This is a genomic window from Kiloniellales bacterium, assembly GCA_030064845.1.
In the GTDB taxonomy this organism is placed as follows: Bacteria; Pseudomonadota; Alphaproteobacteria; order Kiloniellales; family JAKSDN01; genus JASJEC01.
In genome coordinates this window covers 41,434-66,732 of record JASJEC010000017.1, presented here as the reverse complement: position 1 = coordinate 66,732, position 25,299 = coordinate 41,434, and the positions used below count along the sequence as shown (strand labels likewise).

26 protein-coding genes are annotated in these 25,299 nt (G+C 67.1%); 19 read left to right on the top strand and 7 right to left on the bottom strand.

What is annotated here, in order from left to right:
• Nucleotides 1-5: 5 nt before the first annotated feature.
• Nucleotides 6-959 carry a homoserine O-succinyltransferase gene (metA, locus tag QNJ67_08965; GenBank protein MDJ0609096.1) on the bottom strand — a complete coding sequence of 318 codons (954 nt, stop codon included), beginning with the start codon at nt 957-959 and terminating at the stop codon, nt 6-8.
• Between the two features lie 124 nt (nt 960-1,083).
• Nucleotides 1,084-2,397, bottom strand: a complete 1,314-nt coding sequence (locus QNJ67_08960) for an aminotransferase class I/II-fold pyridoxal phosphate-dependent enzyme (GenBank protein ID MDJ0609095.1) — start codon at nt 2,395-2,397, stop codon at nt 1,084-1,086.
• Nucleotides 2,398-2,716: 319 nt separating this feature from the next.
• On the opposite strand from QNJ67_08960, the gene QNJ67_08955 reads away from it, so the two are divergent.
• Nucleotides 2,717-3,265, top strand: a complete 549-nt coding sequence (locus QNJ67_08955; GenBank protein ID MDJ0609094.1) for an RNA polymerase sigma factor — start codon at nt 2,717-2,719, stop codon at nt 3,263-3,265.
• Entirely contained in the window at nt 3,258-5,285 is a 2,028-nt protein-coding gene (locus QNJ67_08950) for a VWA domain-containing protein (GenBank protein ID MDJ0609093.1), read from the top strand. The genes QNJ67_08955 and QNJ67_08950 overlap by 8 nt, the downstream gene beginning before the upstream one ends.
• Before the next feature lie 595 nt (nt 5,286-5,880).
• Here QNJ67_08950 and QNJ67_08945 read toward each other — a convergent pair.
• The 3 genes from QNJ67_08945 to QNJ67_08935 all read right to left on the bottom strand — a co-directional run bounded on the left by QNJ67_08945 (nt 5,881) and on the right by QNJ67_08935 (nt 7,888).
• On the bottom strand, nt 5,881-6,204 hold the full coding sequence (locus QNJ67_08945) for a hypothetical protein (protein ID MDJ0609092.1): 324 nt from the start codon (nt 6,202-6,204) through the stop codon (nt 5,881-5,883).
• A 129-nt stretch (nt 6,205-6,333) separates the two neighbouring features.
• A complete protein-coding gene (locus QNJ67_08940) occupies nt 6,334-7,191 on the bottom strand; it encodes a DUF2182 domain-containing protein (GenBank protein ID MDJ0609091.1) in 858 nt (285 codons plus the stop codon).
• 28 nt (nt 7,192-7,219) lie between these two features.
• Complete coding sequence (locus QNJ67_08935) at nt 7,220-7,888, bottom strand: DUF1326 domain-containing protein (GenBank protein MDJ0609090.1); 669 nt, start codon at nt 7,886-7,888, stop codon at nt 7,220-7,222.
• 260 nt (nt 7,889-8,148) lie between these two features.
• Between QNJ67_08935 and QNJ67_08930 the strand changes: the two genes are divergently transcribed.
• The 5 genes from QNJ67_08930 (at nt 8,149) to QNJ67_08910 (ending at nt 13,681) form a co-directional block, all read left to right on the top strand.
• Entirely contained in the window at nt 8,149-9,288 is a 1,140-nt protein-coding gene (locus QNJ67_08930; protein ID MDJ0609089.1) for an isobutyryl-CoA dehydrogenase, read from the top strand.
• A 35-nt stretch (nt 9,289-9,323) separates the two neighbouring features.
• Complete coding sequence (locus QNJ67_08925; GenBank protein ID MDJ0609088.1) at nt 9,324-10,388, top strand: enoyl-CoA hydratase/isomerase family protein; 1,065 nt, start codon at nt 9,324-9,326, stop codon at nt 10,386-10,388.
• Between the two features lie 109 nt (nt 10,389-10,497).
• Complete coding sequence (locus QNJ67_08920) at nt 10,498-12,087, top strand: VWA domain-containing protein (protein MDJ0609087.1); 1,590 nt, start codon at nt 10,498-10,500, stop codon at nt 12,085-12,087.
• A gap of 108 nt (nt 12,088-12,195) precedes the next feature.
• On the top strand, nt 12,196-13,083 hold the full coding sequence (mmsB, locus tag QNJ67_08915) for a 3-hydroxyisobutyrate dehydrogenase (protein MDJ0609086.1): 888 nt from the start codon (nt 12,196-12,198) through the stop codon (nt 13,081-13,083).
• 127 nt (nt 13,084-13,210) lie between these two features.
• Nucleotides 13,211-13,681 carry a MarR family transcriptional regulator gene (locus QNJ67_08910; protein MDJ0609085.1) on the top strand — a complete coding sequence of 157 codons (471 nt, stop codon included), beginning with the start codon at nt 13,211-13,213 and terminating at the stop codon, nt 13,679-13,681.
• A 115-nt stretch (nt 13,682-13,796) separates the two neighbouring features.
• On the opposite strand, the gene QNJ67_08905 is transcribed toward QNJ67_08910, so the two are convergent.
• Nucleotides 13,797-15,032, bottom strand: a complete 1,236-nt coding sequence (locus QNJ67_08905; GenBank protein ID MDJ0609084.1) for an acyl-CoA dehydrogenase — start codon at nt 15,030-15,032, stop codon at nt 13,797-13,799.
• A 136-nt stretch (nt 15,033-15,168) separates the two neighbouring features.
• On the opposite strand from QNJ67_08905, the gene QNJ67_08900 reads away from it, so the two are divergent.
• The gene (locus QNJ67_08900; protein MDJ0609083.1) at nt 15,169-15,402 is read left to right on the top strand and encodes a hypothetical protein; all 234 of its coding nucleotides are present in this window, start codon (nt 15,169-15,171) and stop codon (nt 15,400-15,402) included.
• A 31-nt stretch (nt 15,403-15,433) separates the two neighbouring features.
• On the opposite strand, the gene QNJ67_08895 is transcribed toward QNJ67_08900, so the two are convergent.
• Nucleotides 15,434-15,820, bottom strand: a complete 387-nt coding sequence (locus tag QNJ67_08895; GenBank protein MDJ0609082.1) for a MucR family transcriptional regulator — start codon at nt 15,818-15,820, stop codon at nt 15,434-15,436.
• A gap of 462 nt (nt 15,821-16,282) precedes the next feature.
• Here QNJ67_08895 and rpiB point away from each other — a divergent pair, with 462 nt between their 5' ends.
• The 11 genes from rpiB (at nt 16,283) to QNJ67_08840 (ending at nt 25,297) form a co-directional block, all read left to right on the top strand.
• Nucleotides 16,283-16,732 (top strand): ribose 5-phosphate isomerase B, encoded by a 450-nt coding sequence (gene rpiB / locus QNJ67_08890; GenBank protein ID MDJ0609081.1) that lies wholly within the window; start codon nt 16,283-16,285, stop codon nt 16,730-16,732.
• 25 nt (nt 16,733-16,757) lie between these two features.
• Entirely contained in the window at nt 16,758-18,062 is a 1,305-nt protein-coding gene (gene glyA, locus QNJ67_08885; GenBank protein ID MDJ0609080.1) for a serine hydroxymethyltransferase, read from the top strand.
• 40 nt (nt 18,063-18,102) lie between these two features.
• Entirely contained in the window at nt 18,103-18,564 is a 462-nt protein-coding gene (gene nrdR, locus QNJ67_08880; GenBank protein MDJ0609079.1) for a transcriptional regulator NrdR, read from the top strand.
• Complete coding sequence (gene ribD / locus QNJ67_08875) at nt 18,506-19,663, top strand: bifunctional diaminohydroxyphosphoribosylaminopyrimidine deaminase/5-amino-6-(5-phosphoribosylamino)uracil reductase RibD (GenBank protein MDJ0609078.1); 1,158 nt, start codon at nt 18,506-18,508, stop codon at nt 19,661-19,663. Before nrdR ends, ribD begins: the two co-directional genes overlap by 59 nt.
• Nucleotides 19,664-19,673: 10 nt before the next feature.
• The gene (locus QNJ67_08870) at nt 19,674-20,276 is read left to right on the top strand and encodes a riboflavin synthase (GenBank protein ID MDJ0609077.1); all 603 of its coding nucleotides are present in this window, start codon (nt 19,674-19,676) and stop codon (nt 20,274-20,276) included.
• A gap of 3 nt (nt 20,277-20,279) precedes the next feature.
• A complete protein-coding gene (ribB, locus tag QNJ67_08865; protein MDJ0609076.1) occupies nt 20,280-21,437 on the top strand; it encodes a 3,4-dihydroxy-2-butanone-4-phosphate synthase in 1,158 nt (385 codons plus the stop codon).
• Nucleotides 21,434-21,898 carry a 6,7-dimethyl-8-ribityllumazine synthase gene (locus tag QNJ67_08860; GenBank protein MDJ0609075.1) on the top strand — a complete coding sequence of 155 codons (465 nt, stop codon included), beginning with the start codon at nt 21,434-21,436 and terminating at the stop codon, nt 21,896-21,898. The genes ribB and QNJ67_08860 overlap by 4 nt, the downstream gene beginning before the upstream one ends.
• 17 nt (nt 21,899-21,915) lie before the next feature.
• A complete protein-coding gene (gene nusB / locus QNJ67_08855) occupies nt 21,916-22,437 on the top strand; it encodes a transcription antitermination factor NusB (protein ID MDJ0609074.1) in 522 nt (173 codons plus the stop codon).
• Nucleotides 22,438-22,448: 11 nt separating this feature from the next.
• Complete coding sequence (thiL, locus tag QNJ67_08850) at nt 22,449-23,429, top strand: thiamine-phosphate kinase (GenBank protein MDJ0609073.1); 981 nt, start codon at nt 22,449-22,451, stop codon at nt 23,427-23,429.
• Between the two features lie 199 nt (nt 23,430-23,628).
• Entirely contained in the window at nt 23,629-24,018 is a 390-nt protein-coding gene (locus QNJ67_08845) for a hypothetical protein (GenBank protein ID MDJ0609072.1), read from the top strand.
• Nucleotides 24,019-24,112: 94 nt separating this feature from the next.
• Nucleotides 24,113-25,297 carry an MFS transporter gene (locus QNJ67_08840; protein ID MDJ0609071.1) on the top strand — a complete coding sequence of 395 codons (1,185 nt, stop codon included), beginning with the start codon at nt 24,113-24,115 and terminating at the stop codon, nt 25,295-25,297.
• Nucleotides 25,298-25,299: the final 2 nt, after the last annotated feature.

The following is a 25,299-nucleotide window of genomic DNA, read 5'->3' as shown; positions in this document are numbered from 1 at the left end:
CGCGCTCAGCTCGCTTCCGCCAGGGTCTTGTCCTTCGCACGCCGGCGTCCGATGCGCTCGATGTCGAATGGCGTGCCCTGGTAGATCTCGTTGATCCAGTTCCAGAAGAGAAGGTGGGCGTAGGACCGCCACTGGTTCACCGGCTCCTTGGCCGGGTCGTCGTCGGGGTAGTAGTTGACCGGAACATGGATCGGCTCGCCGGCGGCGACATCGCGGTCGTACTCCGTCTTAAGCGTGTCCGCGTCGTATTCCAGGTGGTTGAACATATAGATCGCCTTGCGCGACAGGTCCTCCATCAGGCAGAGCCCCGACTCCTTGGACTCGGCCAGGACGTGAAGCCCCGGCTTCTCCGGGATGTCCTCGACCCGGGTCTCGGTGTGGCGCGAGACGGGGATCGAGAACTCGTCGTTGAAGCCGCGCAGCAGGTCGGAGTTCGGCCGGGTGATCCTGTGCCGGAACACGCCGAACATCTTGCGCTCGAGAAGGTGCTTGGGCACGCCGTGGAAGTGATGCAGCGCCGCCTGGGCGCCCCAGCAGATGTAGAAGCTGCGGAACACGTTCGCCTGGGACCACTCGATGATTCCGGCCAGTTCGTCCCAGTAGTCCACCTCCTCGAAGGGCATGGTCTCGACCGGCGCGCCGGTGACGATCAGCCCGTCGAACTTCTGGCCCTTGACCTCGTCCCAGGTGTGATAGAAGTCGATCAGGTGGCGTTCCGGGGTGTTCCGCGAGGTGTAGGATCCGGTCTTCAGCAAGGTCATCTCGACCTGCAGCGGGGTCGAGCCGGCGAGACGGGCGATCTGGGTCTCGGTCCGGATCTTGTTGGGCATGAGGTTCAAGAGCGCGATTTTGAGCGGCCGGATGTCCTGACGTATGGCGTCGGATTCGCGGATGATCTGTACGCCTTCCTGCTCGAGCACCTGGCGGGCCGGGAGGTCGTTATGGATCTTGATCGGCATCGGTTTTCGGCGTCCTCAAATGCGGGCCTCTGAACTGCGGCTTCCTGGAGGTCCCGCCCGGAGCGCACAGCCTAGCACGGCGCGCGCCCGGGGCGGAAATCACGGCCCTGACATATGGTGTCCCTCAGGCCGCCTTCGAGGCCCCCGCGATCCGGCCGAGAGCCTGTTCCAGGTCCGCCAGGATATCGTCGATATGCTCGATACCGACCGAGAGGCGGACGTAGCCTTCGGAAACGCCGCTGGCCAGCTGCTCCTCGGGCGAGAGCTGTGAGTGGGTCGTGGTCGCCGGGTGGATCGCCAGCGAACGGGCGTCGCCGATATTGGCGACGTGATAGAACAGCTCGAGGGCGTCGATGAAGCGGCGTCCGGCCTCCTTGCCGTCCTTCAGCTCGAAGCCGACGAGGCCGCCGTTCTGGCCGCCCAGATAGGCCTCGGCCCGCCGCTTCTGCTCGCCCTCGAAGAGGCTCGGATGGATCACCTTGGTGACCTCGGGCCGGTCCGCCAGGAACCGCGCCACGGTCTCGGCGTTGCGGCAGTGCTCGCGGATTCTGAGCGGCAGCGTCTCCAGGCCCTGGAGGAAGAGGAAGGCGTTGAAGGGGCTCATGGCGGCGCCCAGGTCGCGCTGCAGGGTCACCCTGGCCTTGATGATGTAGGCGATCGGGCCCAGCGGCTTGACCGCCTCGGTCCAGACCGCGCCGTGGTAGCTCGGGTCGGGCTGGTTGAGCATGGGAAAGCGCGCTGCGTTGGCCGCCCAGTCGAACGTGCCGCCGTCCACGATCAGGCCGCCGATCGAGGTGCCGTGGCCGCCGATGTACTTGGTCGTGGAGTAGACGACGATGTCGGCGCCGTGCGCCAGCGGCTTGCAGATGATCGGCGCCGCCGTGTTGTCGACGATCAGGGGAATGCCGAGATCCTTGCCGATGGCGGCGACCTCGGCGATCGGGAAGACTGTCAGCTTCGGGTTCGGCAGGGTCTCGGCGTAGAAGGCGCGGGTCTTCTCGTCGCTGGCGCGGCGGAAGCCCTCCGGGTCGGCCGGGTCGACGAAGCGGACCTCGATGCCCATGGTCTTGAAGGTGTTGGCGAAGAGGTTCCACGTACCGCCGTAGAGGTCGGTCGAGGAGACGATGTTGTCGCCCGCCTGGGCGATGTTCTGGATCGCGATCGCCGAGGCCGCCTGCCCGGAGGAAACCGCCAGCGCCGCAACACCGCCGTCGAGCGCGGCCACGCGCTGCTCCAGCACGTCGCAGGTCGGGTTCATGATCCGGCTGTAGATGTTGCCCAGCTCTTTGAGCGCGAAGAGGTTGGCTGCGTGCTCGGTATGGTCGAACTGGTAGGAGGTGGTCTGGTAGATCGGCACGGCGACCGCATTGGTGCGGTCGTCCTTGCGGTATCCGGCGTGAAGCACCAGGGTTTCCGGCTTCTGGCTCTGATCGGTCATCGGGGCTTCTCCTTCTTGGCCTCGGTCCACGGCGAATGGCGGTCTTCTCTGCGCGGTCACGGGCACAAAAAAACCGCCGCGGCTCTGCCGGGCGGTGCTCCCGCTCGCTTTAGCCGCATTTATTAAGCGCCCGCAAGCTAAGCTTCAAATCGGCGCGTAGGGATAGAAACACCGGCGGCGACCCTTTTGTCAAGTGGCGAGAATTCCAGAGTTTTCAGCCTGTTAACCCTGTCGGGGTTGTCATGAGATTTTTCTCCAAGGATTGCCTCATTTAGATCGTCTCATGGTCGAACCGCGGATGTGAAAGTCTCCGGCTGGAATGACGGAAGCCTCGGAAAGAGAGCTGATCGAGCGCGCGCAGGGCGGCGACCGGGCCGCCTTCGAGGCCCTGCTGCGCCGTCACTACGAGGCTATCTACCGCATGGCCTACAAGTGGTGCGGCAGCCGCGCGGACGCCCAGGACATCGCTCAGTCCGTCTGCGTGAAGCTGGCGCGCAGCCTCGGGTCTTACCAGTTCCGCTCCGGCTTTCTTACCTGGCTCTATCCCTTGGTGATCAATACTGCCAAGGACTGGGCCCGGTCGCGGGCCCGCCACGCCGGCGACGGACTGGATCCGGACCGGGGCGACGCGGCCCTCAATCAGGCGCCGGCCGCCGAGGACACGGTCTTCGCAAACCAGGTGCTGGCCCGGATCCGCGCCCTGCCCGAGAAGGAGAGGGAAGCGATCTTTCTGGTGTTCAGCGAGGGCCTCAGCCATCGCGAGGCGGCCGAGGCCATGGACTGCCGCGAGAGCACGGTCTCCTGGTACATCCACGAGGCGCGCAAGAAGCTGAGGCCGCTGCGCGATAGGGAAGCCCGCCATGGATGAACGGCAACTGAGAGAGATCCTCGAGGCCGAGGCGGTGCCGCCGCCCGAGGAGAACGCGCGCAAGGAGGCGATCAACCTGGCCCTGGCCGCTTTCGATCAGGCCCAAGCCGGGGAAAAGCAGAAATCACATTCTCGCCACAAAGGATTCGGCTGGCTCGGACGTCTTACCGGTCGCAACAGAACGCGATCGAAAGGACGACCTATGACGAGGACCTTTGCCTATGGCGGCACGGCCATGGCCTTGCTGTTGATGCTGGCCGCCGGCCTTTTCACCATGTCGATCTGGCCGCTGCACCAGCAGCGCATGATCGATACGCCCCAGCCCGGCCGCGTGGCCGGAGAGCGCGAGCGCGGTGCCGCGCTCGCCGACCGGCGCACGGACCAGTCGGCCGCCACCCCGGTGCCCGCCCCCGCCAAGTCCAAGGAAGACTTTCGGCCGGCTGAACCGTCAGCCCCGATGGTGACCGCCCTGGAAGAGAGCCGGTCACAGCGCGCCGAACGCAGTCTGCAGTCCATGGCGCCGGCCGCTCCGGCCGGGCAGGCGAGCCTCGACGAGGCCGCGCCGCCGCACTACCGCGACGTCGGCCGGGACCAGTTTCAGGCGATCGCGCAGAACCCGGTCAAGCGGGTGGTCGAGGACCCGGTCTCGACCTTCTCGATCGACGTCGACACGGCCTCCTACGCCTTCGTCCGCCGCCAGCTCAACAGCGGCGTGCTGCCGCAGAAGGCGGCGGTCCGGGTGGAGGAGCTGATCAACTACTTCGACTACGCCTATCCCCTGCCGGAGAGCCGGGAGAAGCCCTTCGCCGCCAGCGTCACGGTGACGCCCAGCCCCTGGAAGGCGGGCAACAAGCTTATCCACATCGGCATCAAGGGCTACGACCTGGAGCCGGCGGAGAAGCCGCGCAGCAACCTGGTCTTCCTGCTCGACGTCTCGGGCTCGATGAACGCGCCGGACAAGCTGCCGCTGCTGGTCAACTCCTTCAAGCTGTTGCTCGACACCCTCGGTCCCGAGGACAGCGTCGCCATCGTGGTCTACGCCGGCGCCGCCGGCACGGTCCTGGAGCCGACCAAGGCGGCCAAGAAGGGCAAGATCCTGGCCGCCCTCGATCAGCTCAGGGCCGGCGGCTCGACCGCCGGGGCCGAAGGCATCCGCCAGGCCTACGCCCTTGCCGAAGCCAATCTGGATCCCGAGGCGGTCAACCGGGTGATCCTGGCGACCGACGGCGACTTCAACGTCGGCATCACCGACCGCGAAGAGCTCAAGAGCTTCATCGAGCGCAAGCGGGCCAGCGGCATCTTCCTTTCCGTGCTCGGCTTCGGCCAGGGCAACCTGAACGACCACCTGATGCAGACCCTGGCGCAGAATGGCAACGGCGTGGCGGCCTACATCGATACCCTGAACGAGGCCCGTAAGGTGCTGGTCGAGGAGGCGACTTCGACGCTCTTCCCGATCGCCAAGGACGTCAAGATCCAGGTCGAGTTCAACCCGGACACGGTCTCGGAGTATCGTCTGATCGGCTACGAGACCCGGGCGCTCGAGCGCGAGGACTTCGCCAACGACAAGGTCGACGCCGGCGACATCGGCGCCGGCCACACGGTGACCGCGATCTACGAGATCACGCCAAAGGGCAGCGGCAACGAATTGATCGGGCCGAGCCGCTATGCGAGCGGCGGCGCCGAGAGCGAGACGGACTTCGGCAACGAGTACGCCTTCCTCAAGATCCGCTACAAGCTGCCGCAACAGGATCGCTCGACCCTGATCACCGCGCCGATCACCCTGGACCAGGAAGCGGCCCTCGACGCTGGTGAGGCAAGGTCCCGCGAGGCCCGCTTCGCGACCGCGGTGGCCGCCTTCGGCCAGCTGCTCAAGGGCGGCAAGTACACCGGGGCCTACGGCTACGACGAGGTGATCGATCTGGCCCAGGGCGCCAAGGGCGCGGACCCCTTCGGCTACCGCGCCGAGTTCATCAACCTGGTGCGCCTGGCGAAGAGCGCCGCGGCTTTGCCGAACCAGTAGCTCTAACGCGAAGCAGGGGTGCGGCGGCCTTCGGGCTGCCCCATTCCTTTTCCACGGCGGCGGGATCGAGCTGTTTCCAATGAAGCTGATGCGCTTGAGCCCTGAAATTGGACTGTGTATCGTTGCTGCAATCTGGAGTTGGGCCAAACGCGATCATTCTCATAATGATTGACGAGGTGGACATGTCGTTTCAACCCCGGTGCATAAAATGCGGTCAATCCGACGGCAGAGTGAACGTCCGAAGAGCACTGCCTTGTGGCCATTTCTTCCACAGCGCTTGTATTGGAGAAGTCCTGATGGGGGAGAACTGGCGGTGCACGGAAGTGGGTGACAACGGCCAGGCGTGCCAAGAAATCAGCAATGCTGACGCACTGCTCATGAGCCAGGGTGGCGCTCAATGGCCTGAATACGGATCGCTGCGCCCAACGACGCAATAGCGCGTGGCGGCTCTGCGCCCACGCTTCGATTTCAGCGGCATGATCTGATGTATGACTAACCCGTAGCATTCGTTCGCGGAGGAACGGGGAGCTTTTCCCGAGGCGGCGCGGTCCTGCGCGGCCCAGGAGCCGGAGGTCGATCGCCTCGCGTCTCTGATCTAGTAGCAGCGACGGAGGGTTCCGGTCTGGATCCGGCCGTCCGGCAGGCGTCGCCAGACTTCTTCCTCCTCGCAGGTCACCGGACGCCGGGTGACCGGCGCTGGATCGTGGCGATGGGGCCGTGAGAGCAAGGTGCCGAGCACCAGGGCGCCGCCGACGATGCCGGCGCCAATCAGCAAGCCGGCGGCGTGACCGTGACCATGGTGATGGCCGTGGTGCCGGTGGCCGTGATGATGGCCGCCGTGGTGGCGGCCGCCAGCAAGCGCGACGCTGGGCGCCAGCAGCGCGGCGCTCAGGAGGCTCGCAAGCAGGATCTTCTTCATAGAGCCAGCTCCCCTGGGTCGGGCGGGTGTTGCGGTCTCGAGGACCGCTCGCCTCCCTACCTGATACGTCCCGGGCCTCTTCTTCCTCCCCAACGCCGGGGCGGCGGCCTGGTCAATCCGTCGGTCCGATCAGGCGAGCGCGCGAAAGAGAAAGGAGCCGCCCCAGAGGATCAGCAGGCCGCCGGTCGCGAAGCTCAGTCTCGGTCCGAGCGGCAGGAGCTTTTCGAGGAGCACGATGAGGGCGAGACCCACGATCCAATAGAGGTTCATGATTCCGCCGAAGAACAGGATCGCCATCAGCCCCCAGCAGCAGCCGAGGCAGTAGGCCCCGTGGTGAAGGCCCATCTTGAGCGCGCCGCCGGCGCCGGCGCGCCAGTGCCGCGACAGGAAAGCGATCGGGCCGCGGCAGTGCCGCAGGCAGGCCTGCTTGATCGGCGTGAGCTGGTAGACGCCGGCGAAGACGAGGATAAGCCCGGCGAAAAGCGTGCTCGTGCTGTTCATCATCATGGGCGACAAAACCCCAGCCGCCTCGAAGGACCACTGCAGCGTGGCGGCGAGGGCGCTGAAGAGGCCCCAGGCGAGGAGATAGCCGAGCGTAAAGGCGGCGGTCGGCCATGGCCCGCCAGCGGCGCCCGTCCGCGCCTTGGCCCGGCGGTCGACCACCGCGTGCAATAGGATCATCGGCGCGGCGCTCGGCAGCATCATGGCGATCATCATGACCCACCACATGAAGAACATCAGCGCGGCGTAACCAGCGTTCCAGTCGACCGGAGTCGCCATGGCGCTCATCGCGCCGCCCATGCCTTCCATGGCCTGGGGAGCATTACCGAGGGCCATGTCGAGGGACGACATCCCGAGGGCTGACATGCCCATGCCGGCGCCGGCCAGGATATAGACCCAGCTCAGGCAGAGGACGAGAGCGAGCGCGGCGACGACGACCGCGCGGTCGTGCTTGAGCACGCCCTCGAGCGGGTTCGCTTGATTCATGACCTGCCCTTGGGGCTGGGGTCCCCGCTCAGTGGAGCGGGAAGCGCTCCCGCGTTTCCCGCAGGTCGTACTTCAGGCCGGTCGGCCCCCACGCGACGTAGGCCATCGAGCTGTGGCTCTGGCTGAGGTCAAACTTCAGCTCGCCCACGCTCTTGGCGAAGCCCGCCGCGCCTTCGGCTTCGTGGAACACCCAGCCGTCGGGCAGGACGGTCAGGATCCGGTGCTCCTTGTCGGTGACCGGGTTGCGGATCGGCTCGCTGCGCGTGCGCAGCAGCTCGGGCACCTGGATACTCGCGGTACGCTTGGCGACGTCGATGTCGAAGTCGATCTCTGTGAAGATCGGATCGTGATGATGCTCGACGATCACGCTGAAGATCTGGAACATCGTGCCGACCGGCTGATCCTCGCCGGTCAGGATGTAGAAGATCGCGTCTGTCTGCTGCTCGCTCAGCGTGCTCTCCAGGATCGGCTGCATGTGCCCGCCGCCGTGATGGATCGCGCGCGGGAAGAAGAAGGTCGCGACGACCTTCATGCCGTCCAGCTTCACCTGGTCGCAGTGACCCTTGTCGACAATGAAGCCGACCGCTCCCGTACAGTGTCCCTGGGTCGGCGGCGACATGGATTCGCAGGGGCACCCGAGGTCGCAGCTGCAGTATTCGACGTAACGTCCTTCGATGGACCAATCTCGACTGGCCATGTCTGATCCCCCTTATCGCTTTGAAACGAGAAACGACGCCACACAGGTGGCAAAGAATGAAAAAACTTAATCGTTAACCATACAGCCTGACGGGTTTCAGGGCTAGGGAGCCAGGATTGCAATTTAAAACCTCCGTACTATCGCCTAAACGGCCCCTCAGGGGGCTCTAGCGGCGGCACTCGGCGACCGGCGGCCGCGTTGACAGGGGCCTGTCCGGACCTATGATCCGCCTGCGCCGCAACCATAATCCCGTAACCGCCATGGACTTCGAGCTCTCCGAGGAACAGCGCGCCTTCCGCGACGTGGCGCGGGATTTCGCGGCCCAGGAGATGGCGCCCGAGGCGGACCGCTGGGACGCCGAGAAGATCTTTCCGGAAGAGGCGCTGAGGAAAGCGGCCGCGCTCGGCTTCGGCGGGATCTACTGCCGCGAGGACGTCGGCGGTTCGGCCCTCGGCCGGCTCGACGCCGCGATCATCTTCGAGGAGCTCGCCGCCGGCTGCACCTCGACCGCGGCCTACATCTCGATCCACAACATGGCGGCCTGGATGATCGACCGCTTCGGCACGGACGCCCAGCGCCACGACTTCCTGCCGCCGCTCATGGCCATGGATCACTTCGCCAGCTACTGCCTGACCGAGCCCGGCGCAGGTTCCGACGCGGCCGCGCTCAAGACCGGGGCCCGCCTGGACGGCGGCGACTACGTCCTCAACGGCACCAAGGCCTTCATCTCGGGCGGCGGTCGCAGCGACCTCTACGTGGTCATGTGTCGGACCGGCGGGGAGGGGCCGAAGGGCATCTCGGCTCTGGTGGTGCCCAAGGACACGCCGGGGCTCTCCTTTGGCAAGCAGGAGCGCAAGTTGGGCTGGAACAGCCAGCCGACCGCCATGGTGATCTTCGAGGACGCCCGGGTGCCGGCCGCGAACCGCCTGGGCGAAGAAGGCGAGGGCTTCAAGATCGCCATGTCGGGCCTCGACGGCGGCCGCCTCAACATCGGCGCCTGCTCGCTCGGCGCCGCCCGCGCCTGTCTCGACGCGGCGCGGGAACACCTCGGCGTGCGCCGCCAGTTCGGCCGCAAGCTCTCGGAGTTCCAGGCGCTCCAGTTCAAGGTGGCCGACATGGCGACGGAGCTGGAAGCCGCGCGTCTGCTGCTCTACCGGGCGGCCGACGCCCTCGATCGGGGCGAGCCCGAGGCGACCCGGTTCTGCGCCATGGCCAAGCGCCTCGCGACCGACACCGGCTTCGAGGTCTGCAACGCGGCGCTGCAGCTGCACGGCGGCTACGGCTATCTGCGCGACTACCCGATCGAGCGCCACCTGCGCGACGTCAGGGTGCACCAGATCCTGGAAGGCACCAACGAGATCATGCGGCTGATCATCGCCCGGCGGCTGCTCGGCGACTGACCCCCCGAAGACGACAAGGACTGGAGAGACCGAGCATGAGTGCCGAGCCCGAACTGCTGATCGAACGGCGCGGACCCCTGGTCGTGGTGACGCTGAACCGGCCCAAGGCGCTCAACGCGCTGAGCCGCGCCATGTGCCTCAAGATCTTCGATCTCTTGGGCAGGTGGGACGAGGACCCCGGTGTCGCCGCCGTGGTAATCCGCGGCGCCGGCGAGCGGGCCTTCTGCGCCGGCGGCGACGTGGTCGCAATCTACCAGTCGGCGCGCGGCGACGGCCGTGCCGCGGCCGAGTTCTTTCACGCCGAGTACCGCATGAACCGGGCACTCTTCCACTTCTCCAAGCCGGTCATCTCCCTGGTCGACGGGCTGGTGATGGGCGGCGGCGTGGGGATCTCGGCGCACGGCAGTCACTGGGTCGCGACCGAGCGCACGCTCTTCGCCATGCCCGAGACCGGCATCGGCCTGTTTCCCGATGTCGGCGGCTCCTACTTCCTGCCGCGGCTGCCGGACTCGCTCGGCACCTACCTCGGCCTTACCGGTGCGCGGATCAAGGCGGCGGATTGCCGCTTCACCGGCATCGCCAGCGACTACGTCGAGGCGGCGGGCATGGACGCGCTGGTCGAAGCCCTGGCCGCCGCCGACTGGTCGGACGATCTCGACGCCACCGCGACGCAGGTGCTGTCCGAGGCGGCCGGGGAGCCGGGATTGGCGCCGCTCGCCGAGCACGGCGCGGCGATCGCCCGCTGCTTCTCGCAGGACACGGTAGCGGCGATCCTGGCCGCGCTCGAGGCCGAAGGCTCGGCCTGGGCGGAGGAGACGCGTCGGGGGCTGCTGGAGCGCTGCTCGCCGACCAGCCTGAAGCTCACCCTGCGCCAGCTGCGTCAGGGGCTCGCGCTCGACTTCGACCAGGCCATGGTGATGGAGTACCGCCTTGCCCGGGCCTGCGTCGCCGGCCACGACCTCGCCGAGGGCATCCGCGCGGCCGTGATCGACAAGGACCGGGCGCCCAAGTGGCGGCCGGCAAAGCTCGAGGAGGTGACCGACGAGATGGTCGCCGCCCATTTTTCCCCGCGCGACGACGGCGACCTGACATTCGACTAGGCCGGTTCCGCGGCGCTGCCCGGTTTTTCGCCGCTTTCCCGCCACATCCGCGCCATGCGCGCCGCCTTACCCTGAAACGTATTTCCGCAATGCACAGGGAAGGTTTGTCATGCGAGCAACAAGAGCGCCTCTCATTCCGCTTGCCTTATTCACCGCGCTGATCCCACTCGGCTGCGCCAACGACGAGAACGCCTACAGCCGGCCCGCGATCCAGTCCCCGGCCGCGCCGGCGACGTCCCGCTTCCAAGACGCCGGGCGGGAGGCGGCCGGCGGAGAGCGCTACCAGGCTTTCGAGGATCACCGGGAGGCGCGCGTTCTCGAGCAGCCGGTTTCGACCTTCAGCGTCGATGTCGACACAGGTGCCTACGCCAACATCCGGCGCATGCTTGAAGCCGGCAGCATGCCGCCGCGCGACGCGGTCCGTGTCGAGGAGTTGATCAACTACTTCCCCTACGACTATCCCGCGCCCCGCCGTCTCGACCGGCCGTTCAGCGTGACAGCCGACGTGACGCCGACGCCCTGGGACCAGGAGAGCTACCTGATGCGCATCGGCATCAAGGGTTACGAGGTGCAACGCGATCAGAGGCCCGCCGCCAACCTGGTCTTCCTGGTCGACGTATCGGGCTCGATGGCCTCGGCCGACAAGCTGCCGCTGCTGGTGCGTTCCCTGAAGATGCTGGCTGGGGAGCTCACGGCCCGGGACCGCATCGCCCTGGTGGTCTACGCGGGCTCCACGGGGGTCGTCCTGGAGCCGACATCGGGCGCCCGCAAGGACCGGATCTTCCAGGCGCTGGATAGCCTGCGGGCCGAGGGCAGCACGGCCGGCGGCGCCGGGCTGGCGCTGGCCTACCGCACCGCCGGCCGGGGCTGGATCGAAGGCGGGATCAACCGGGTCATCTTGGCGACCGACGGCGATTTCAACGTCGGTGTGAGCGATGTCGAAGCGCTGAAGCGCATGATCGAGGAGAAGCGCGACAGCGGCATAGCGCTGACCACCCTGGGGTTCGGAACCGGCAACTACAACGAGCACCTGATGGAGCAGCTGGCCGACGTGGGCAACGGCAACTACGCCTACATCGACCGCCTCAGCGAGGCCCGGAAGGTGCTTGTCGAGTCGCTCAATGCGACCCTCCTGACCATCGCCGAGGACGTTAAGGTGCAGGTCGAGTTCAACCCTGCGGTGATCTCGTCCTACCGGCTGATTGGCTACGAGAACCGCGCGCTGAAGCCGCGCGACTTCGGCGACGACCGGGTCGACGCCGGCGAGATCGGCGCTGGTCACGCGGTAACGGCACTCTACGAGATCAAGCTGGCGGTGCATGGCCGTGCCTGGAGCGAGCCGCTCCGCTACCGCGACGCCTGGAAGACAGTCATCTGGGAGCCGATGCACCCGGTCTCCGCCGAGTTCGCCTTCGTCGCGCTCCGTTACAAGAGTCCGGAAGGCGGTCCCAGCCGGGTGATCGAGCAGCCGCTGTCGGCCGCGCTGCTGCACGACGTCGGCGACTGGAACTCGGCGGACCTGCGTTTCGCCGCGGCCGTCGCCGCCTTCGGTCAGATCCTGCGGGGCGGCCAGCTCGAGGGCTTCCGCTACGATGACGTCGTCGAACTCGCCCGCTCGGCACTGGGCGAGGACCACGAGGGTTACCGCGCCGGTTTCGTCGACCTGGTGCAAGTCGCGGCAGCGCTCGACGAGAGATGAGGCGACCAGGGTCTTAGGTTTGGCGCTGTCGCGGGGCCTGAACCGCGACAGCGTCGGCTCTTTTGTCTAAGCTGCCGGCGCAGGGAGTGATCCGAGGGGGAGAGAACCATGGCATCGATCGCATTCATCGGTCTCGGCAACATGGGCGGGCCCATGGCCAGGAACCTGGTCGCGGCCGGACACGGCGTGACCGGGTTCGATGTCGTGCCGGCGGCGGTCGAGGCGGCCGCCGCGGCCGGGGTGAAGAGCGCGGCCAGCGCCGCCGACGCGGTCGCCGGCGCCGAGGTGGTGGTCACCATGCTGCCGGCCGGCGAACACGTCCGGAGCAGCTATCTCGGCCCGGAGGGGCTGGTCGCCAAGGCGGCGTCGGGCAGCCTGATGATAGACAGTTCGACCATCGACGTGGCCAGCGCCCGCGCGGTCCACGAGGCCGCTGCCGCGGCCGGCCACCTGATGATCGACGCGCCGGTTTCCGGCGGGGTGGCGGGCGCCGACGCAGGCACCCTGACCTTCATGTGCGGCGGGCCGGAGGCCGCCTTCGAGCGGGCCAAGCCCTTCCTGGAGATCATGGGCCGCAACGTGGTCCACGCCGGCGGTCCCGGAACCGGCCAGGCCGCCAAGGTCTGCAACAACATGATCCTGGGCATCACCATGGTCGGCATCTCCGAGGCCTTCAACCTGGCCGAGGGCCTGGGTCTGGAGCACCGCAAGCTGTTCGACATCAGCTCGGTCTCCTCGGGCTCCTGCTGGGCCATGTTGAATCACCTGCCGGTGCCGGGAATCGTTGAGACCTCGGCCGCCAACCGGAATTACCAGCCGGGCTTCGCCGCCGCGATGATGCAGAAGGACCTGAAGCTGTCCCAGACCGCCGCGAGCGAGGCCGGGGTCGCGACGCCATTGGGCGCCGCAGCGGCCGCCCTCTACACGGTTATGGTAAACAGCGGGCAGGGCGAGCTCGACTACTCGGCGATCATCAGATTGATCGCAGGAAAGTGAGCCTGTCCAGGGAATTAGGCGTAAATTTAGCGCGTTTAAGCGCTCTTTAACCGACCTGAGACTACCATGATTTTGGTTTCACCCAGCGGTGATCCGAGCAGGAACCAATGAGTCGTGGGAGTCGGTCGTGAAGACAGCATACCTGGAAACGATTTCGCTAATCGAACGCCTGCACCGCCAGTGCCTCGAAGTCGTCAAGGCTGAGCTTGACCGCATCGGCGTCCGCGACCTGAACAACGTCCAGGCGCTGATCCTGTTCAACATCGGCGAGGAGGAGCTGACGGTGGGCGAGCTGACCCAGCGCGGCTACTACCTGGGTTCGAACGTCTCCTACAACGTCAAGAAGATGGTCGAGAACGGCTATCTGATCCAGGAGCGCTCGCCCCACGACCGCCGGTCCTTCCACGTCCGGGCCGCCGAGAAGGGCCTGGCCATCTCGCGCCAGCTCGACCAGCTGTTCCAGGCCCAGTCGGGGATGCTCGACGACGCCCAGCTCTCTGCGGACACCCTCGACGGCGCCAATTCCACGCTGCGGCGCCTCGGCCAATTCTGGGCCACGCCGCACCGCTACGGCGTCGCCAGTCCGGCCGCCGCGTAGAGACACTGCGGACGGCGCAGCCGTCCTTTCTCAGCGATCATTCGTCAACCAACCAGGTGACGGCTCGGGTCGATCCGAGCCGTTCGCGTGGGCGCTACCCGCCTGGAACCGGCGGTCAGCCGGTGAAGGCCTGGAGTCCGGTCTGGGCCCGGCCCAGTATCAGGGCGTGGATGTCGTGCGTGCCCTCGTAGGTATTCACCGCCTCCAGGTTCATGACGTGGCGGATTACGTGGTACTCGTCTGCCACGCCGTTTCCGCCGTGCATGTCGCGCGCCGTTCGTGCGATCTCCAGGGCCTTGCCGCAGGAGTTGCGCTTGCACAGCGAGATGATCTCGGGGGCGGCGCGCCCCTCGTCGAGCAGACGTCCGAGCCGCAGCACCGCCTGGAGCCCGACCGCGATTTCCGTCTGCATGTCGGCGAGCTTCTTCTGGATCAGCTGGTTGGCGGCCAGGGGCCGGCCGAACTGCTTGCGGTCGAGGGTGTACTGACGGGCCGCGTGCCAGCAGAACTCCGCCGCCCCCAGGGCGCCCCAGGAGATGCCGAAGCGCGCCTTGTTGAGACAGCCGAACGGGCCCTTCAGCCCCTCGACGCCGGGCAGCAGGTTCTCTTCCGGCACGAAGACCTCGTCCATGACGATCTCGCCGGTGACCGAGGCGCGCAGCGAGAACTTGCCTTCGATCTTCGGGGTCGAGAGGCCCTCCATGCCGCGCTCCAGGATGAAGCCGCGGATCTTGCCGTCGGGGTCGCTCTTGGCCCAGACGATCAGGATGTCGGCCACCGGGGAGTTGGTGATCCACATCTTGCTGCCGGTGATGCGGTAACCGCCGTCGACCTTGCGGGCGCGGGTCTTCATGCCGCCGGCATCCGAGCCGTGGTCCGGCTCGGTCAGCCCGAAGCAGCCGACCAACTCGGCCGTGGCCAGCCGCGGCAGATACTTGCGGCGGTGCTCCTCGGTGCCGTAGGCGAAGATCGGGTGCATGACCAGGCTGGACTGGACGCTCATGGCCGAGCGGTAGGCGCTGTCGACCCGCTCGACCTCGCGTGCGATCAGGCCGTAGCTGACGTGGTTGACGCCGGCGCCGCCGTAGGCTTCGGGAATGGTCGGCCCGAGCAGCCCGAGCTCGCCCATCTCGCGCATGACTTCGGGGTCGAAGCGTTCGTGGCGGTTGGCTTCGAGGATCCGGGGCATGAGCTTGTCCTGGCAATAGTCGCGCGCCGCGTCGCGCAGCATGCGCTCCTCCTCGTTCAGCTGGTCATCGAGCAGCAGCGGGTCTTCCCAGGCGAAGCTCGCTTTGGTGGACGCGGGGGCGGCGGCCGGTGCGGTCTGCACAGCGCTTTCGGCGGCGGACATCTTTGAACCTCTCGGAATGCTGGTCTTGAGCCGCCGCTATCATAGTCGATTGCCCTTGGCGGAAAAGCATCAAGCAACAAGGCACGGTGCGGCGGCGTTAACGATTTCTTGAAATCGGCCCGAAAGGATCGGCCCCATGCCCCGGCTCCCCACCTCCCAGTTGCAGGAAGTCCTGATCGAATTCCACCCGGTCGGCGCCTACGTCAAGGTCTCGGCGGTCGATCCAGTTTCCCTGACCGAAGTGTCGATCGTCGGCGATCCCGCGGCAGGCGAGGAAGCCCTGCAGCGTCAGGCCATCCGCAAGCTCGAGTTCGTGCTGGGGCGCAAAGCCGGCCAGACCAACGGCGGCGGCCCGCGCCGATACCGCTAGGAGATCGGCGGAACCCTGCCAACCGAGCGGTTCAGCGGCGCCCGCCGCGCTTCTTGGCGTCCCGGCCGAGACCGATCTTCTTGGCGAAGTCCGAGCGCTGCCGGGCGTAGTTCGGCGCCACCATCGGGTAGTCGGCGGGCAGCCCCCATTTGCTCCGGTACTCCTCGGGCGACATGTCGTAGGTGGTCCTGAGATGCCGCTTCAGCATCTTCAGCTTTTTCCCGTCCTCCAGACAGACGATGTAATCGGGGGTCACCGAGCGCCGGATCGAGACCGCCGGCTTCTGCTCCTCCGGCTTGGGGGAGGGCGCTCCGTTCAAGTTCGAGAGCGAACCGTGGACAGTCTCGATGACGCTGCCGAGCTCGGCCGTCTTTAAAGTATTATTTCTTACATAGGCGGCTACGACGTCCGAAGTCATGCGCAGTAACTCCGCCGGAGATACCAAGTCCCCTTCATTTGAGGTCATTGCTTGCACTCTTGCAAAAATTTCATTGTCAAGTTTTCGAAAGTACACCTGAATTCCTTTGTGTCAAACGAAAATCGAGCGAAACCAAATAATGATTTATTTCCTTGCAAATGATCGCCTTACAGGGCGCAAGGAAAAATCAGTAGAAACCTCTGGTGAGAAAGAGACCGGGGCACAAGGCCCAATATAGCGCAAAAACAGTGCTTGGTTGGGGGTGGGGTCTTTCCCGTCGGGCCGCGCCGATCGCCGACGGCTCTTCTCGCCCTCCGCCCCGCCGGCACGCGGCCGATCCAACAGCTAGTGGCGGGCTTTCGCGGGCACGTCACATATGGTAGCGTCCCGCCTCCTGCCGGGGTGCGCGGGCTTCAGCCCGGCTGCCGAGACGGTCTCGGGTGCGGCAGTCAGGATCGTGACATGACCGAAAAGCCGATTGCCATCGCGTCCGACCATGCGGGCTTTCAAATGAAGACTCTGCTCGCGGCGGAAATCCGCGCGCTCGGGCGCGACGTATTGGATATGGGGACAGACACTCTCGACTCGGTCGACTATCCGGATTTCGCCGCGGCGGTCGCTCAGGCGATCGGCGCCGGTCGGGCCGAGGTGGGCGTCTTGGTCTGCGGAACGGGGATCGGCATCGCCATGGCCGCCAATCGCCACCGCGGAATCCGGGCGGCGGTCTGTCACGACGAGACCTCCACGCGCTTGGCGCGGCAACACAATGATGCCAATGTCTTGGCGCTGGGGGAACGATTGATCGGGTCCGAGGTGGCGAAGGGCTGTCTCAGGACCTTTCTCGAGACCGAGTTTGAAGGCGGCCGCCACGAGCGGCGGATCGCCAAGATCGACTCATTTGAGACCGCGTAAGGTCAGGAGACTAGAGGGAACGACCATGAGCCTAGCAGATGCCCGCGAATTCGTAGACGGCGGCTTCTTCTCCGCCAGCCTCGCCGAGAGCGACCCGGAACTCGCCGCCGCTGTTCGCGCCGAGTTGCAGCGCCAGCAGGAGCAGATCGAGCTGATCGCCTCCGAGAACATCGTCTCCAGCGCCGTTCTGGAGGCCCAGGGCTCGGTGCTGACCAACAAATACGCCGAAGGCTATCCGGGGCGCCGCTATTACGGCGGCTGCGAGTTCGTCGACGTGGCCGAGCAGCTCGCGATCGACCGGGTCAAGAAGCTGTACGACTGCGAGTTCGCCAACGTGCAGCCGCACTCTGGCGCGCAGGCCAACCAGTGCGTCATGCTGGCGCTCTGCAAGCCGGGCGACACCATCCTCGGGATGTCGCTCTCGGCGGGCGGACACCTGACCCACGGCGCCGCGCCCAATCTCTCTGGCAAGTGGTTCAATGCGGTACAGTACGGCGTGCGCAAGGAGGACGGCCTGATCGACTTCGACGAGGTCGAGGCGCTGGCCAGGGAGCACAAACCGCGCATGATCATCGCCGGCGGTTCGGCCTATCCCCGGATCATCGACTTCGAGCGCTTTGCGCGCATCGCCAAGGAGGTCGGCGCGCTGTTCCACGTCGACATGGCCCACTTCTCAGGCCTGGTGGCCGCCGGCGTGCATCCCAGCCCGCTGCCGCACGCCGACGTCGTGACCTCGACCACCCACAAGACGCTGCGCGGCGGCCGGGGCGGCATGGTGCTGACGAACGACCTGGACATCGGCAAGAAGATCAATTCCGCGCTCTTCCCGGGCCTTCAGGGCGGCCCCCTGATGCACGTGATCGCGGCGAAGGCGGCGGCCTTCGGCGAGGCGCTGAAGCCCAGTTTCCGGGCCTACTGCAGCACGGTCGTCGAGAACGCCAAGGTGCTCGCCTCGGTCCTCGTGGAGAACGGCTGCGACATGGTCTCCGGCGGCACCGATACCCACCTCATGCTGGTCGACCTGCGGCCCAAGGGGCTCACCGGCCGGGACGCCGAGCTCAGCCTCGACCGGGCCGGCATCACCTGCAACAAGAACGGCGTGCCCTTCGATCCGGAGAAGCCGATGGTGACCTCGGGCATCCGTCTGGGCACACCGGCGGCGACCACCCGCGGCTTCGGGCCGGCCGAGTTTCGCAAGGTCGGCGAGCTGATCAGCCAGGTGCTCGACGGGCTCGCGGCCAATCCCGAAGACAACGGGGCCACGGAGGCGGCGGTGCGCGAGGAAGTCCGCGCCTTGTGCCGGCGGTTCCCGATCTACCCCAACCTCTAGGGGACAACTGAAGCCGATCGCCTAGTAGAGCCCAGTCACGATGCGCTGCCCGTTCTGCGGAAACGAAGACACGCAGGTCAAAGACTCGCGGCCGACGGAGGACAACTCCGCGATCCGTCGGCGGCGGCAGTGCCCCAACTGCGGCGCCCGCTTCACCACTTTCGAGCGGGTCCAGCTGCGCGAGCTGACGGTGGTCAAGACCACCGGCCAGCGGCAGGCCTTTGACCGGGACAAGCTTCTTCGCTCGATGAACATCGCGCTGCAGAAGCGTCCGGTCGATGGCGAGCGCATCGAACGGGTCGTCAACAGCATCGTGCGCCGTCTTGAGAGCTCGGGCGAAGCGGAGATCAAGAGCCAGGTGATCGGCGAACTGGTCATGGACGCCCTGGCCAGCCTCGACCAGGTCGCCTACGTCCGCTTCGCCTCGGTCTATCGAAACTTCCATGAAGTTCGTGACTTCGAGGCCTTTATTGAGAAGCTCGGCGGCGAAGACGGCGACTGACAAACAGGACCGGAGCCACATGGCGGCGGCGCTGGCTCTGGCCAGGCGCGGCCTCGGGCAGGTCGCGCCCAATCCGGCGGTCGGCTGCGTCCTGGTCCGCGACGGCCGTGTCGTCGGACGCGGCTGGACCCAGCCGGGCGGGCGCCCCCATGCCGAGACCGAGGCGCTGCGGCGGGCCGGCGACGCCGCACGGGGCGCCACGGCTTACGTATCCCTGGAGCCCTGTTCTCACCACGGCAAGACCCCGCCGTGCTGCGACGCTCTGATCGCTGCCGGCGTCACGCGCTGTCTGATCGCCCTGGAAGATCCGGATCCGCGGGTCGCCGGCGCGGGGACCGCGGCGCTTCGGGCGGCGGGCCTCGAGGTCTCGGTCGGGCTGCTGGCCGAGGCGGCCGCCGAGGTCAACGCCGGCTACCTCCTACGCCAGACCGAAGGGCGGCCGCTCGTAACCCTCAAGCTCGCCACGACCCTGGACGGCCGGATCGCCACCGCCGAGGGCGAGAGCCGCTGGATCACCGGACCCGAGGCCCGGGCGCGCGGCCACCTGCTCCGCGCGCGGCACGACGCGGTTATGGTCGGCGGCGCGACGGCGCTCCTGGACGATCCTCGCCTGGACGTGCGGCTGCCCGGCTTGGCCGGCCGCAAGCCCCTGCGCATCGTTCTGGACAGTCGGCTCCGACTGCCCCTGGAGCACGACCTGGTCGCCCGCAGCCGGGTCCAGGCGACCCTGGTGGTCGCCACGGATACCGCCGACGAGGCGGCGGCCGCCGCCGTTACCGCGGCCGGCTGCGAGGTGCTGCGCCTGGCGGCGGACGATGGCGGCCATCCCTGCCTGGTCGGCCTGCTCGAGGCGCTCGGCCAACGCGGCCTCAACAGCCTTCTGGTCGAGGGCGGGGGACGGCTGGCGGCAGCCTTGCTGCGCCGGGATCTGGTCGATCGCCTCGTTTGGTTTCGCGCGCCCAAGATCATCGGCGGCGACGGCACAAGCGCGGTAGCGGCGCTGGGCCTGGCCGGCCTTGACGGCGCGCCCCGCTTCGAGCTGGTCGAGAGCGGCCAGGCCGGCGACGATGGGGTGGAAACCTACCGCCGCTGCCTATAGGTATTCCGCCATGTTCACGGGAATCATCACCGACCTTGGGCGGGTCCGGGAAGTCGAGAAGCGCGGCGATACGCGCTTCACGCTGGAGACGGCCTACGACACCGGGGCGATCGAGCTGGGCGCGTCGATCGCCTGCTCGGGGACCTGCCTGACCGTGGTCGACAAGGGCCCGGGCTGGTTCGCGGTCGACGCCTCAGCCGAGACCCTCGGCCTGACCACCCTTGGCGACTGGACGCCGGGCCGCGTGGTCAACCTCGAACGCGCGCTCTGCATGGGCGACGAGTTGGGCGGCCACCTGGTCTCCGGCCATGTCGACGGGACGGCGACCCTGATCGACCGGGCGCCCGAAGGCGATTCCCTGCGGCTGCGCTTCCGGGCACCGCCGGCGCTGGCGGGCTTCGTCGCGTCCAAGGGCTCGCTGGCGCTCGACGGGGTCTCGCTGACGGTTAACGAGGTCGGGGACGAGGCGGACGGCGCGGTCGTTTTCGGCGTCAACATCATTCCCCATACAGCGGAGCGGACCACCCTGGGCAGCCTCGAGGCGGGCGTGCGCGTGAACCTGGAAATCGACCTCCTGGCGCGCTACGTTCAGCGGCTTTTGAACAGGGCGTAGAAGATGGCGAAGCCGCAGTTGGACCCTTGGCGGGTCACCTTCCGGGAGCTTGTGTCCCCGATCGACGCGATCATCGAAGAGGCGCGCAACGGGCGCATGTTCGTGCTGGTCGACGACGAGGATCGCGAGGACGAGGGCGACCTGGTGATCCCGGCCCAGATGGCGACGCCGGAGGCGATCAATTTCATGGCCAAGTTCGGACGCGGCCTGATCTGCCTCGCCATGACCAGGGAACGGGTCGACCAGCTGCAGCTGCCCCTCATGGCCCAGCGCAACGAGTCGCGCCACCAGACCGCCTTCACCGTGTCGATAGAGGCCCGCGAAGGGGTGACCACCGGCATCTCGGCGCCCGACCGGGCCCATACGATCGCCACCGCGATCGACCCGTCCAAAGGCAACGAGGACATCGTGACGCCAGGCCACGTCTTTCCCCTGGTGGCCCGCGACGGCGGCGTCCTGGTGCGGACCGGGCATACCGAGGCCGCGGTCGATATCGCCCGGCTCGCCGGGATGACCCCGGCCGGCGTCATCTGCGAGATCATGAACGACGACGGCGGCATGGCCCGGCGCGACGACCTGATCGCGTTCTGCCAGCGCCACGGGCTTAAGATCGCGACGATCGCCGATCTGATCGCCTATCGCCGACGTCACGACCGGATCGTGGAGCGCCGGGCCGAGACGTGCTTCACGAGCCGCTACGGCGGCAATTTCAACATGGCCGTCTACGTCAACACGGTCGCCTATGCCGAGCACCTGGCGCTGTGGAAGGGCGACCTATCGTCCGACGAGCCGGTTCTGGTCCGCATGCACGCGGTCAATGTCCTCAACGACGTGCTAGGCCGGGAAGAGGGCAGCAAGGGCGGCGAGCTGCACCAGTCCATGCGGATGATCGAGAAGGCCGGACGCGGCGTCGTGGTTTTGATCAGAGAGCCCTCGCCGAAGAGCCTGCTGAACTTCGTGCAGGCCAGCATGCAGGGGACCCAAGGGCCGCGGGAGGAGTTGCGCGACTATGGTGTCGGTGCCCAGATCCTGCTGGATCTCGGGGTCAAGGACATGATCCTGCTGTCCAACACCCAGCGGACCATCGTCGGGCTCGAAGGCTACGGCCTGACCGTGGTTGAGCAGCGCCCGATCGAGTTAGCGGAAGAAGAGAGCGCGTGAGCGAGCCCCCCCGCATCCTGATCATCCAGGCGCGCTTCTATCAGGATATCGCCGACGAGCTGCTGCGCGGGGCCAGCGCCGTCCTCGACGAGGCCGGGGCCGGCTACGAGACGGTCGCCGTGCCGGGCGCCTTCGAGATCCCGGCCGCCGTGCGCATGGCCCTGCGCTCCATGGACTTCCGCGGCGGCCAGCGGCGCTATGACGGCTTCGTCGCGCTGGGCTGCGTCATCCGCGGTGAAACCAGCCACTACGACTATGTTTGCGCCGAGAGCGCCAGAAAGCTCCAGGATCTCGCCTGTGAGTTCACGCTGGCCATTGGATACGGCATCCTGACCTGCGAGAACCACGAACAGGCCATGGCGCGAGCCAGGGTCAGCGAGCGCGACAAGGGCGGCGACGCCGCCCGGGCCTGCCTGGCCATGATCGAGGTCAAGCGCTTCTTCCACCTCTTCCCGCGCTAGTGGGGGCCCGTCCGGTCATGGTCGTGAAGCAACCATCGGAGAAGGGGCGGGGCCCGGCCTCGGCGTCGTCGCGCAGGCGGGCCTCCAGACTGGGCGCGGTTCAGGCGCTATACCAGATCGAGCTTTCCGGCAGCTCGGCGGAGACGGTGCTGGGCGAGTTCCTCGAGCACCGGCTCGACGAGACGATCGAGGGGCTCCGCTTGGATCAGGCCGACCGAGAGCTCTTGGCGGACCTGGTCAGCCGCGGGGCGGCGGAACGCGGATCCCTGGACGACCTTCTTTCGGCCGTGCTGGCGGAGGACTGGCCGGTCGAGCGCCTTGAGACCCTGCTGAAGGTGCTGTTGCGGGCGGGCGCCTACGAGTTGGCGTACCGCCCGGACATACCGGCCCGGGTCGTGATCGCCGAGTACGTCAACCTGGCCGAAGGGTTCTTCGAGCGCAAGGAGACCGGCCTTGCCAACGGCGTCCTGGACAGCCTGGCCCGCCAGCTCCGCCCCGAAGAGTTCGACCTCAGCGAGTCCGCTCCGGGCCTGACCTGAGGAGCCGGTCGATGGTCGGTGAGTTCGAACTGATCAGGCATTATCTGGCGCCGCTCGCCGCCGGCGTACCCGGTGCCGAGGCGCTGCGCAACGACGCGGCCGTGATCACGCCGCCGCCCGGCCGGGATCTCGTCTTGACCGCCGACGCGCTGACCTGCGGGGTGCATTTCCGCGAAGACGACCCAGCCGATCTGGTGGCGCGCAAGGCTCTGCGCGTCAATCTCTCCGATCTGGCGGCGATGGGGGCCGAGCCCCTGGGCTACCTCATGACCGTGGCCTGGCCCGACATGCCCGAGGAAGCCTGGATCGCCCGCTTCGCGGCAGGCCTGGCGGCCGACCAGGCGGCCTACGGTTTCCCCCTGCTGGGCGGCGACACGACCGCGACGCCGGGTCCTATGACGCTCTCGATCACGGCCCTCGGCAGCGTCGCCGAGGGCCGGTCTCTGCGCCGTTCGAGCGCCCGCGCCGGCGACGATATCTACGTCTCGGGCACGGTCGGGGATGCCGCCCTTGGCCTCAAGGTCCTGAGCGGGACGCTCGACGGGCTTGCCGACGGGTCGGCCGCCTTTCTCAGCAAGCGCTATCGCCTGCCCGAGCCGCGCCTGGCCCTGGGGCAGGCGCTGGCGGAGCGGGGCCTGGCCAGCGCGGCCATCGACCTCTCCGACGGGCTGGCGGCGGACCTGACACACGTGCTGGAGGAGTCGTCCCTCGGGGCGACGGTCGGCGCGCCGCTGATCCCCTTGTCGGACGCAGCCCGAGAGGCCCTGGCCCGAGAACCCGGGCTTCTGGCGAGCATCCTCGGCGGTGGCGACGACTACGAGCTCTTGTTCACCGTCCGGCCGGCGGCGTCTGAGACGGTCGACGCCCTCGGCCGCGAGCTGGGCCTGCCGCTCACCCGGATCGGCAACGTGACGAAGGCGCGGGGGCTGAGCATCAGAGACGACAGCGAGCGCGAGGTCGAACTCGACGAGGCGGGTTGGCGCCACTTTTGATTCTCGTCATAAGCCATTGAGCGGCAATTCATAAATTGTTCATCGGGCATCGCCGAAACTGAATGGCCGACGGCCTTCGGCTGCCGCGGCATGGGATCCCTCAGCTGGTAGACCGGGCATGATGTCTTGGCGCCGATCATTCGCTGTGCTGCTTTGCTGCGCCGGCCTTCTGCCGGCCTTGCCGAATCCCGCCGTTGCCGTGGACGCCGTCGAAGCCAAGGCGAACAAGAGCCCTTCGGCGGCCTACGCCGACATCGTGCCTTTTGTCGAACTCGATCCCCTGGTGCTTCCCATGATCCAGGAGGGTCAGGTGACCCACCATGTCGAGGTCCTGATCATGCTCGAGGTCGATCCCGAGAAGAAGGACTGGGTCAAGGCGGTCATGCCGAAGATCGTCGACCGCTACATCGTGGAACTCCACGGCCTGCTCTCGCTGCGCATCGTGCGCGAGCAGCCCGATCTCAGGCCGCTGCTGCGTGAACGACTGATCTATCGGACCAACCAGCTGGTCGGCGGAGACATCGTGCGCGACGTGCTGCTCTCCAAGGTCCAGAAGCTCAGGCCGATGTCCTCGGGCAGGACCCGGTAAAGGCGCCAGTTCCCGCGGCCGGCTCCGAGACGTCGACCGGCCGCTCTCGGGGAAAAGGCGTGTCATGCGGGCTTGCGATCACTAGTGTCGCCGCATGCGCGCCGATCCAACGATCAAGAATGTTCTCATCCTGGCCCTCTGCCAGGCCCTGGGCATGAGCTGCAGCGCCTTGATCGTGACAGTGGTCGCCCTGGTCGGCAGCAGCCTGGCGCCCCACGCGTTCCTGATCACCTTGCCGCTGGCGGTCCAGTTCCTCGCCATGATGGCGAGCGCGGCGCCCGCTTCCTTCTTCATGCGCCGCTATGGCCGGCGCAGCGGGTTTACCCTGGGCGCAGGGCTGGGCGTGGCCGCCGGCCTGATCGGGGCCAAGGCGATCCTGGAGGCCGACTTCGTACTATTCTGCCTGGCCTCGGCCATCTTCGGCGCCTTCTCGGCCCATGTTCAGTTCTATCGCTTTGCCGCGGCGGATACGGCCAGCGAGACCTTCCGCAGCCGCGCCATCTCGCTGGTTCTGGCCGGCGGCGTCCTCTCGGCCTTCCTCGGACCAGAACTGGCCAAGTGGTCTCGGGAGCTGCTCGCGCCCGTGCTCTTCGCCGGCAGCTACCTCTGCATCTCCGGGTTGGCGCTGGCCTCCATGGTGCTGCTGCAGTTCATCGACATACCCCGGCCAAGCACGGCCGAGCGCCGCCGTGCGGGACGGCCCCTGGCGGAGATCATGCGCCAGCCCACCTTCATCGTGGCCGTAGCCTGCGCCATGGTCGGCTACGGCTCCATGAACCTGGTGATGGCGGCGACACCGCTGGCCATGCTCGACTGCCGGCACCCTTTCGACGCCGCTGCCACGGTCATTCAATGGCATATCGTCGGCATGTATGCGCCTTCCTTTTTCACCGGCGCCCTGATCCAGCGCTTCGGGGTCCAGCGGATCCTCTCCCTCGGCGCCCTCTCGATGATCGGCTGTATCGCCGTTAACTTGAGCGGGCAGGCGGTCTGGCAATTCTGGGTCGCCTTGGTGTTGCTGGGAATCGGCTGGAACTTCCTCTTCGTCGGCGGGACGACGCTGGTGACCAGCTGCTATCGGCCCGAGGAACGGGCCAAGGTCCAGGCCGCAAACGAGCTTCTGGTGTTCGGCACGGTCGCCTTCACCGCGCTCTTGTCTGGCGGACTCTACGGGTCACTCGGGTGGCTCGCGATCAATCTGACGATCGCCGGGCCGCTCGTTCTGGTGCTCGCGGCGATCGTCTGGCATGCCCGGCAAGAGGCCGCCGAAGCCGCTTGATC

What these genes read in the sequence shown, in the direction of transcription:
- metA (MDJ0609096.1), bottom strand. Translation starts at nt 959, where the DNA reads ATGCCGATCAAGATCCATAACGACCTCCCGGCCCGCCAGGTGCTCGAG.
- QNJ67_08960 (MDJ0609095.1), bottom strand. Translation starts at nt 2,397, where the DNA reads ATGACCGATCAGAGCCAGAAGCCGGAAACCCTGGTGCTTCACGCCGGA.
- QNJ67_08955 (MDJ0609094.1), top strand. Translation starts at nt 2,717, where the DNA reads ATGACGGAAGCCTCGGAAAGAGAGCTGATCGAGCGCGCGCAGGGCGGC.
- QNJ67_08950 (MDJ0609093.1), top strand. Translation starts at nt 3,258, where the DNA reads ATGGATGAACGGCAACTGAGAGAGATCCTCGAGGCCGAGGCGGTGCCG.
- QNJ67_08945 (MDJ0609092.1), bottom strand. Translation starts at nt 6,204, where the DNA reads ATGAAGAAGATCCTGCTTGCGAGCCTCCTGAGCGCCGCGCTGCTGGCG.
- QNJ67_08940 (MDJ0609091.1), bottom strand. Translation starts at nt 7,191, where the DNA reads ATGAATCAAGCGAACCCGCTCGAGGGCGTGCTCAAGCACGACCGCGCG.
- QNJ67_08935 (MDJ0609090.1), bottom strand. Translation starts at nt 7,888, where the DNA reads ATGGCCAGTCGAGATTGGTCCATCGAAGGACGTTACGTCGAATACTGC.
- QNJ67_08930 (MDJ0609089.1), top strand. Translation starts at nt 8,149, where the DNA reads ATGGACTTCGAGCTCTCCGAGGAACAGCGCGCCTTCCGCGACGTGGCG.
- QNJ67_08925 (MDJ0609088.1), top strand. Translation starts at nt 9,324, where the DNA reads ATGAGTGCCGAGCCCGAACTGCTGATCGAACGGCGCGGACCCCTGGTC.
- QNJ67_08920 (MDJ0609087.1), top strand. Translation starts at nt 10,498, where the DNA reads ATGCGAGCAACAAGAGCGCCTCTCATTCCGCTTGCCTTATTCACCGCG.
- mmsB (MDJ0609086.1), top strand. Translation starts at nt 12,196, where the DNA reads ATGGCATCGATCGCATTCATCGGTCTCGGCAACATGGGCGGGCCCATG.
- QNJ67_08905 (MDJ0609084.1), bottom strand. Translation starts at nt 15,032, where the DNA reads ATGTCCGCCGCCGAAAGCGCTGTGCAGACCGCACCGGCCGCCGCCCCC.
- QNJ67_08900 (MDJ0609083.1), top strand. Translation starts at nt 15,169, where the DNA reads ATGCCCCGGCTCCCCACCTCCCAGTTGCAGGAAGTCCTGATCGAATTC.
- QNJ67_08895 (MDJ0609082.1), bottom strand. Translation starts at nt 15,820, where the DNA reads ATGACTTCGGACGTCGTAGCCGCCTATGTAAGAAATAATACTTTAAAG.
- rpiB (MDJ0609081.1), top strand. Translation starts at nt 16,283, where the DNA reads ATGACCGAAAAGCCGATTGCCATCGCGTCCGACCATGCGGGCTTTCAA.
- glyA (MDJ0609080.1), top strand. Translation starts at nt 16,758, where the DNA reads ATGAGCCTAGCAGATGCCCGCGAATTCGTAGACGGCGGCTTCTTCTCC.
- nrdR (MDJ0609079.1), top strand. Translation starts at nt 18,103, where the DNA reads ATGCGCTGCCCGTTCTGCGGAAACGAAGACACGCAGGTCAAAGACTCG.
- ribD (MDJ0609078.1), top strand. Translation starts at nt 18,506, where the DNA reads ATGAAGTTCGTGACTTCGAGGCCTTTATTGAGAAGCTCGGCGGCGAAG.
- QNJ67_08870 (MDJ0609077.1), top strand. Translation starts at nt 19,674, where the DNA reads ATGTTCACGGGAATCATCACCGACCTTGGGCGGGTCCGGGAAGTCGAG.
- ribB (MDJ0609076.1), top strand. Translation starts at nt 20,280, where the DNA reads ATGGCGAAGCCGCAGTTGGACCCTTGGCGGGTCACCTTCCGGGAGCTT.
- nusB (MDJ0609074.1), top strand. Translation starts at nt 21,916, where the DNA reads ATGGTCGTGAAGCAACCATCGGAGAAGGGGCGGGGCCCGGCCTCGGCG.
- thiL (MDJ0609073.1), top strand. Translation starts at nt 22,449, where the DNA reads ATGGTCGGTGAGTTCGAACTGATCAGGCATTATCTGGCGCCGCTCGCC.
- QNJ67_08840 (MDJ0609071.1), top strand. Translation starts at nt 24,113, where the DNA reads ATGCGCGCCGATCCAACGATCAAGAATGTTCTCATCCTGGCCCTCTGC.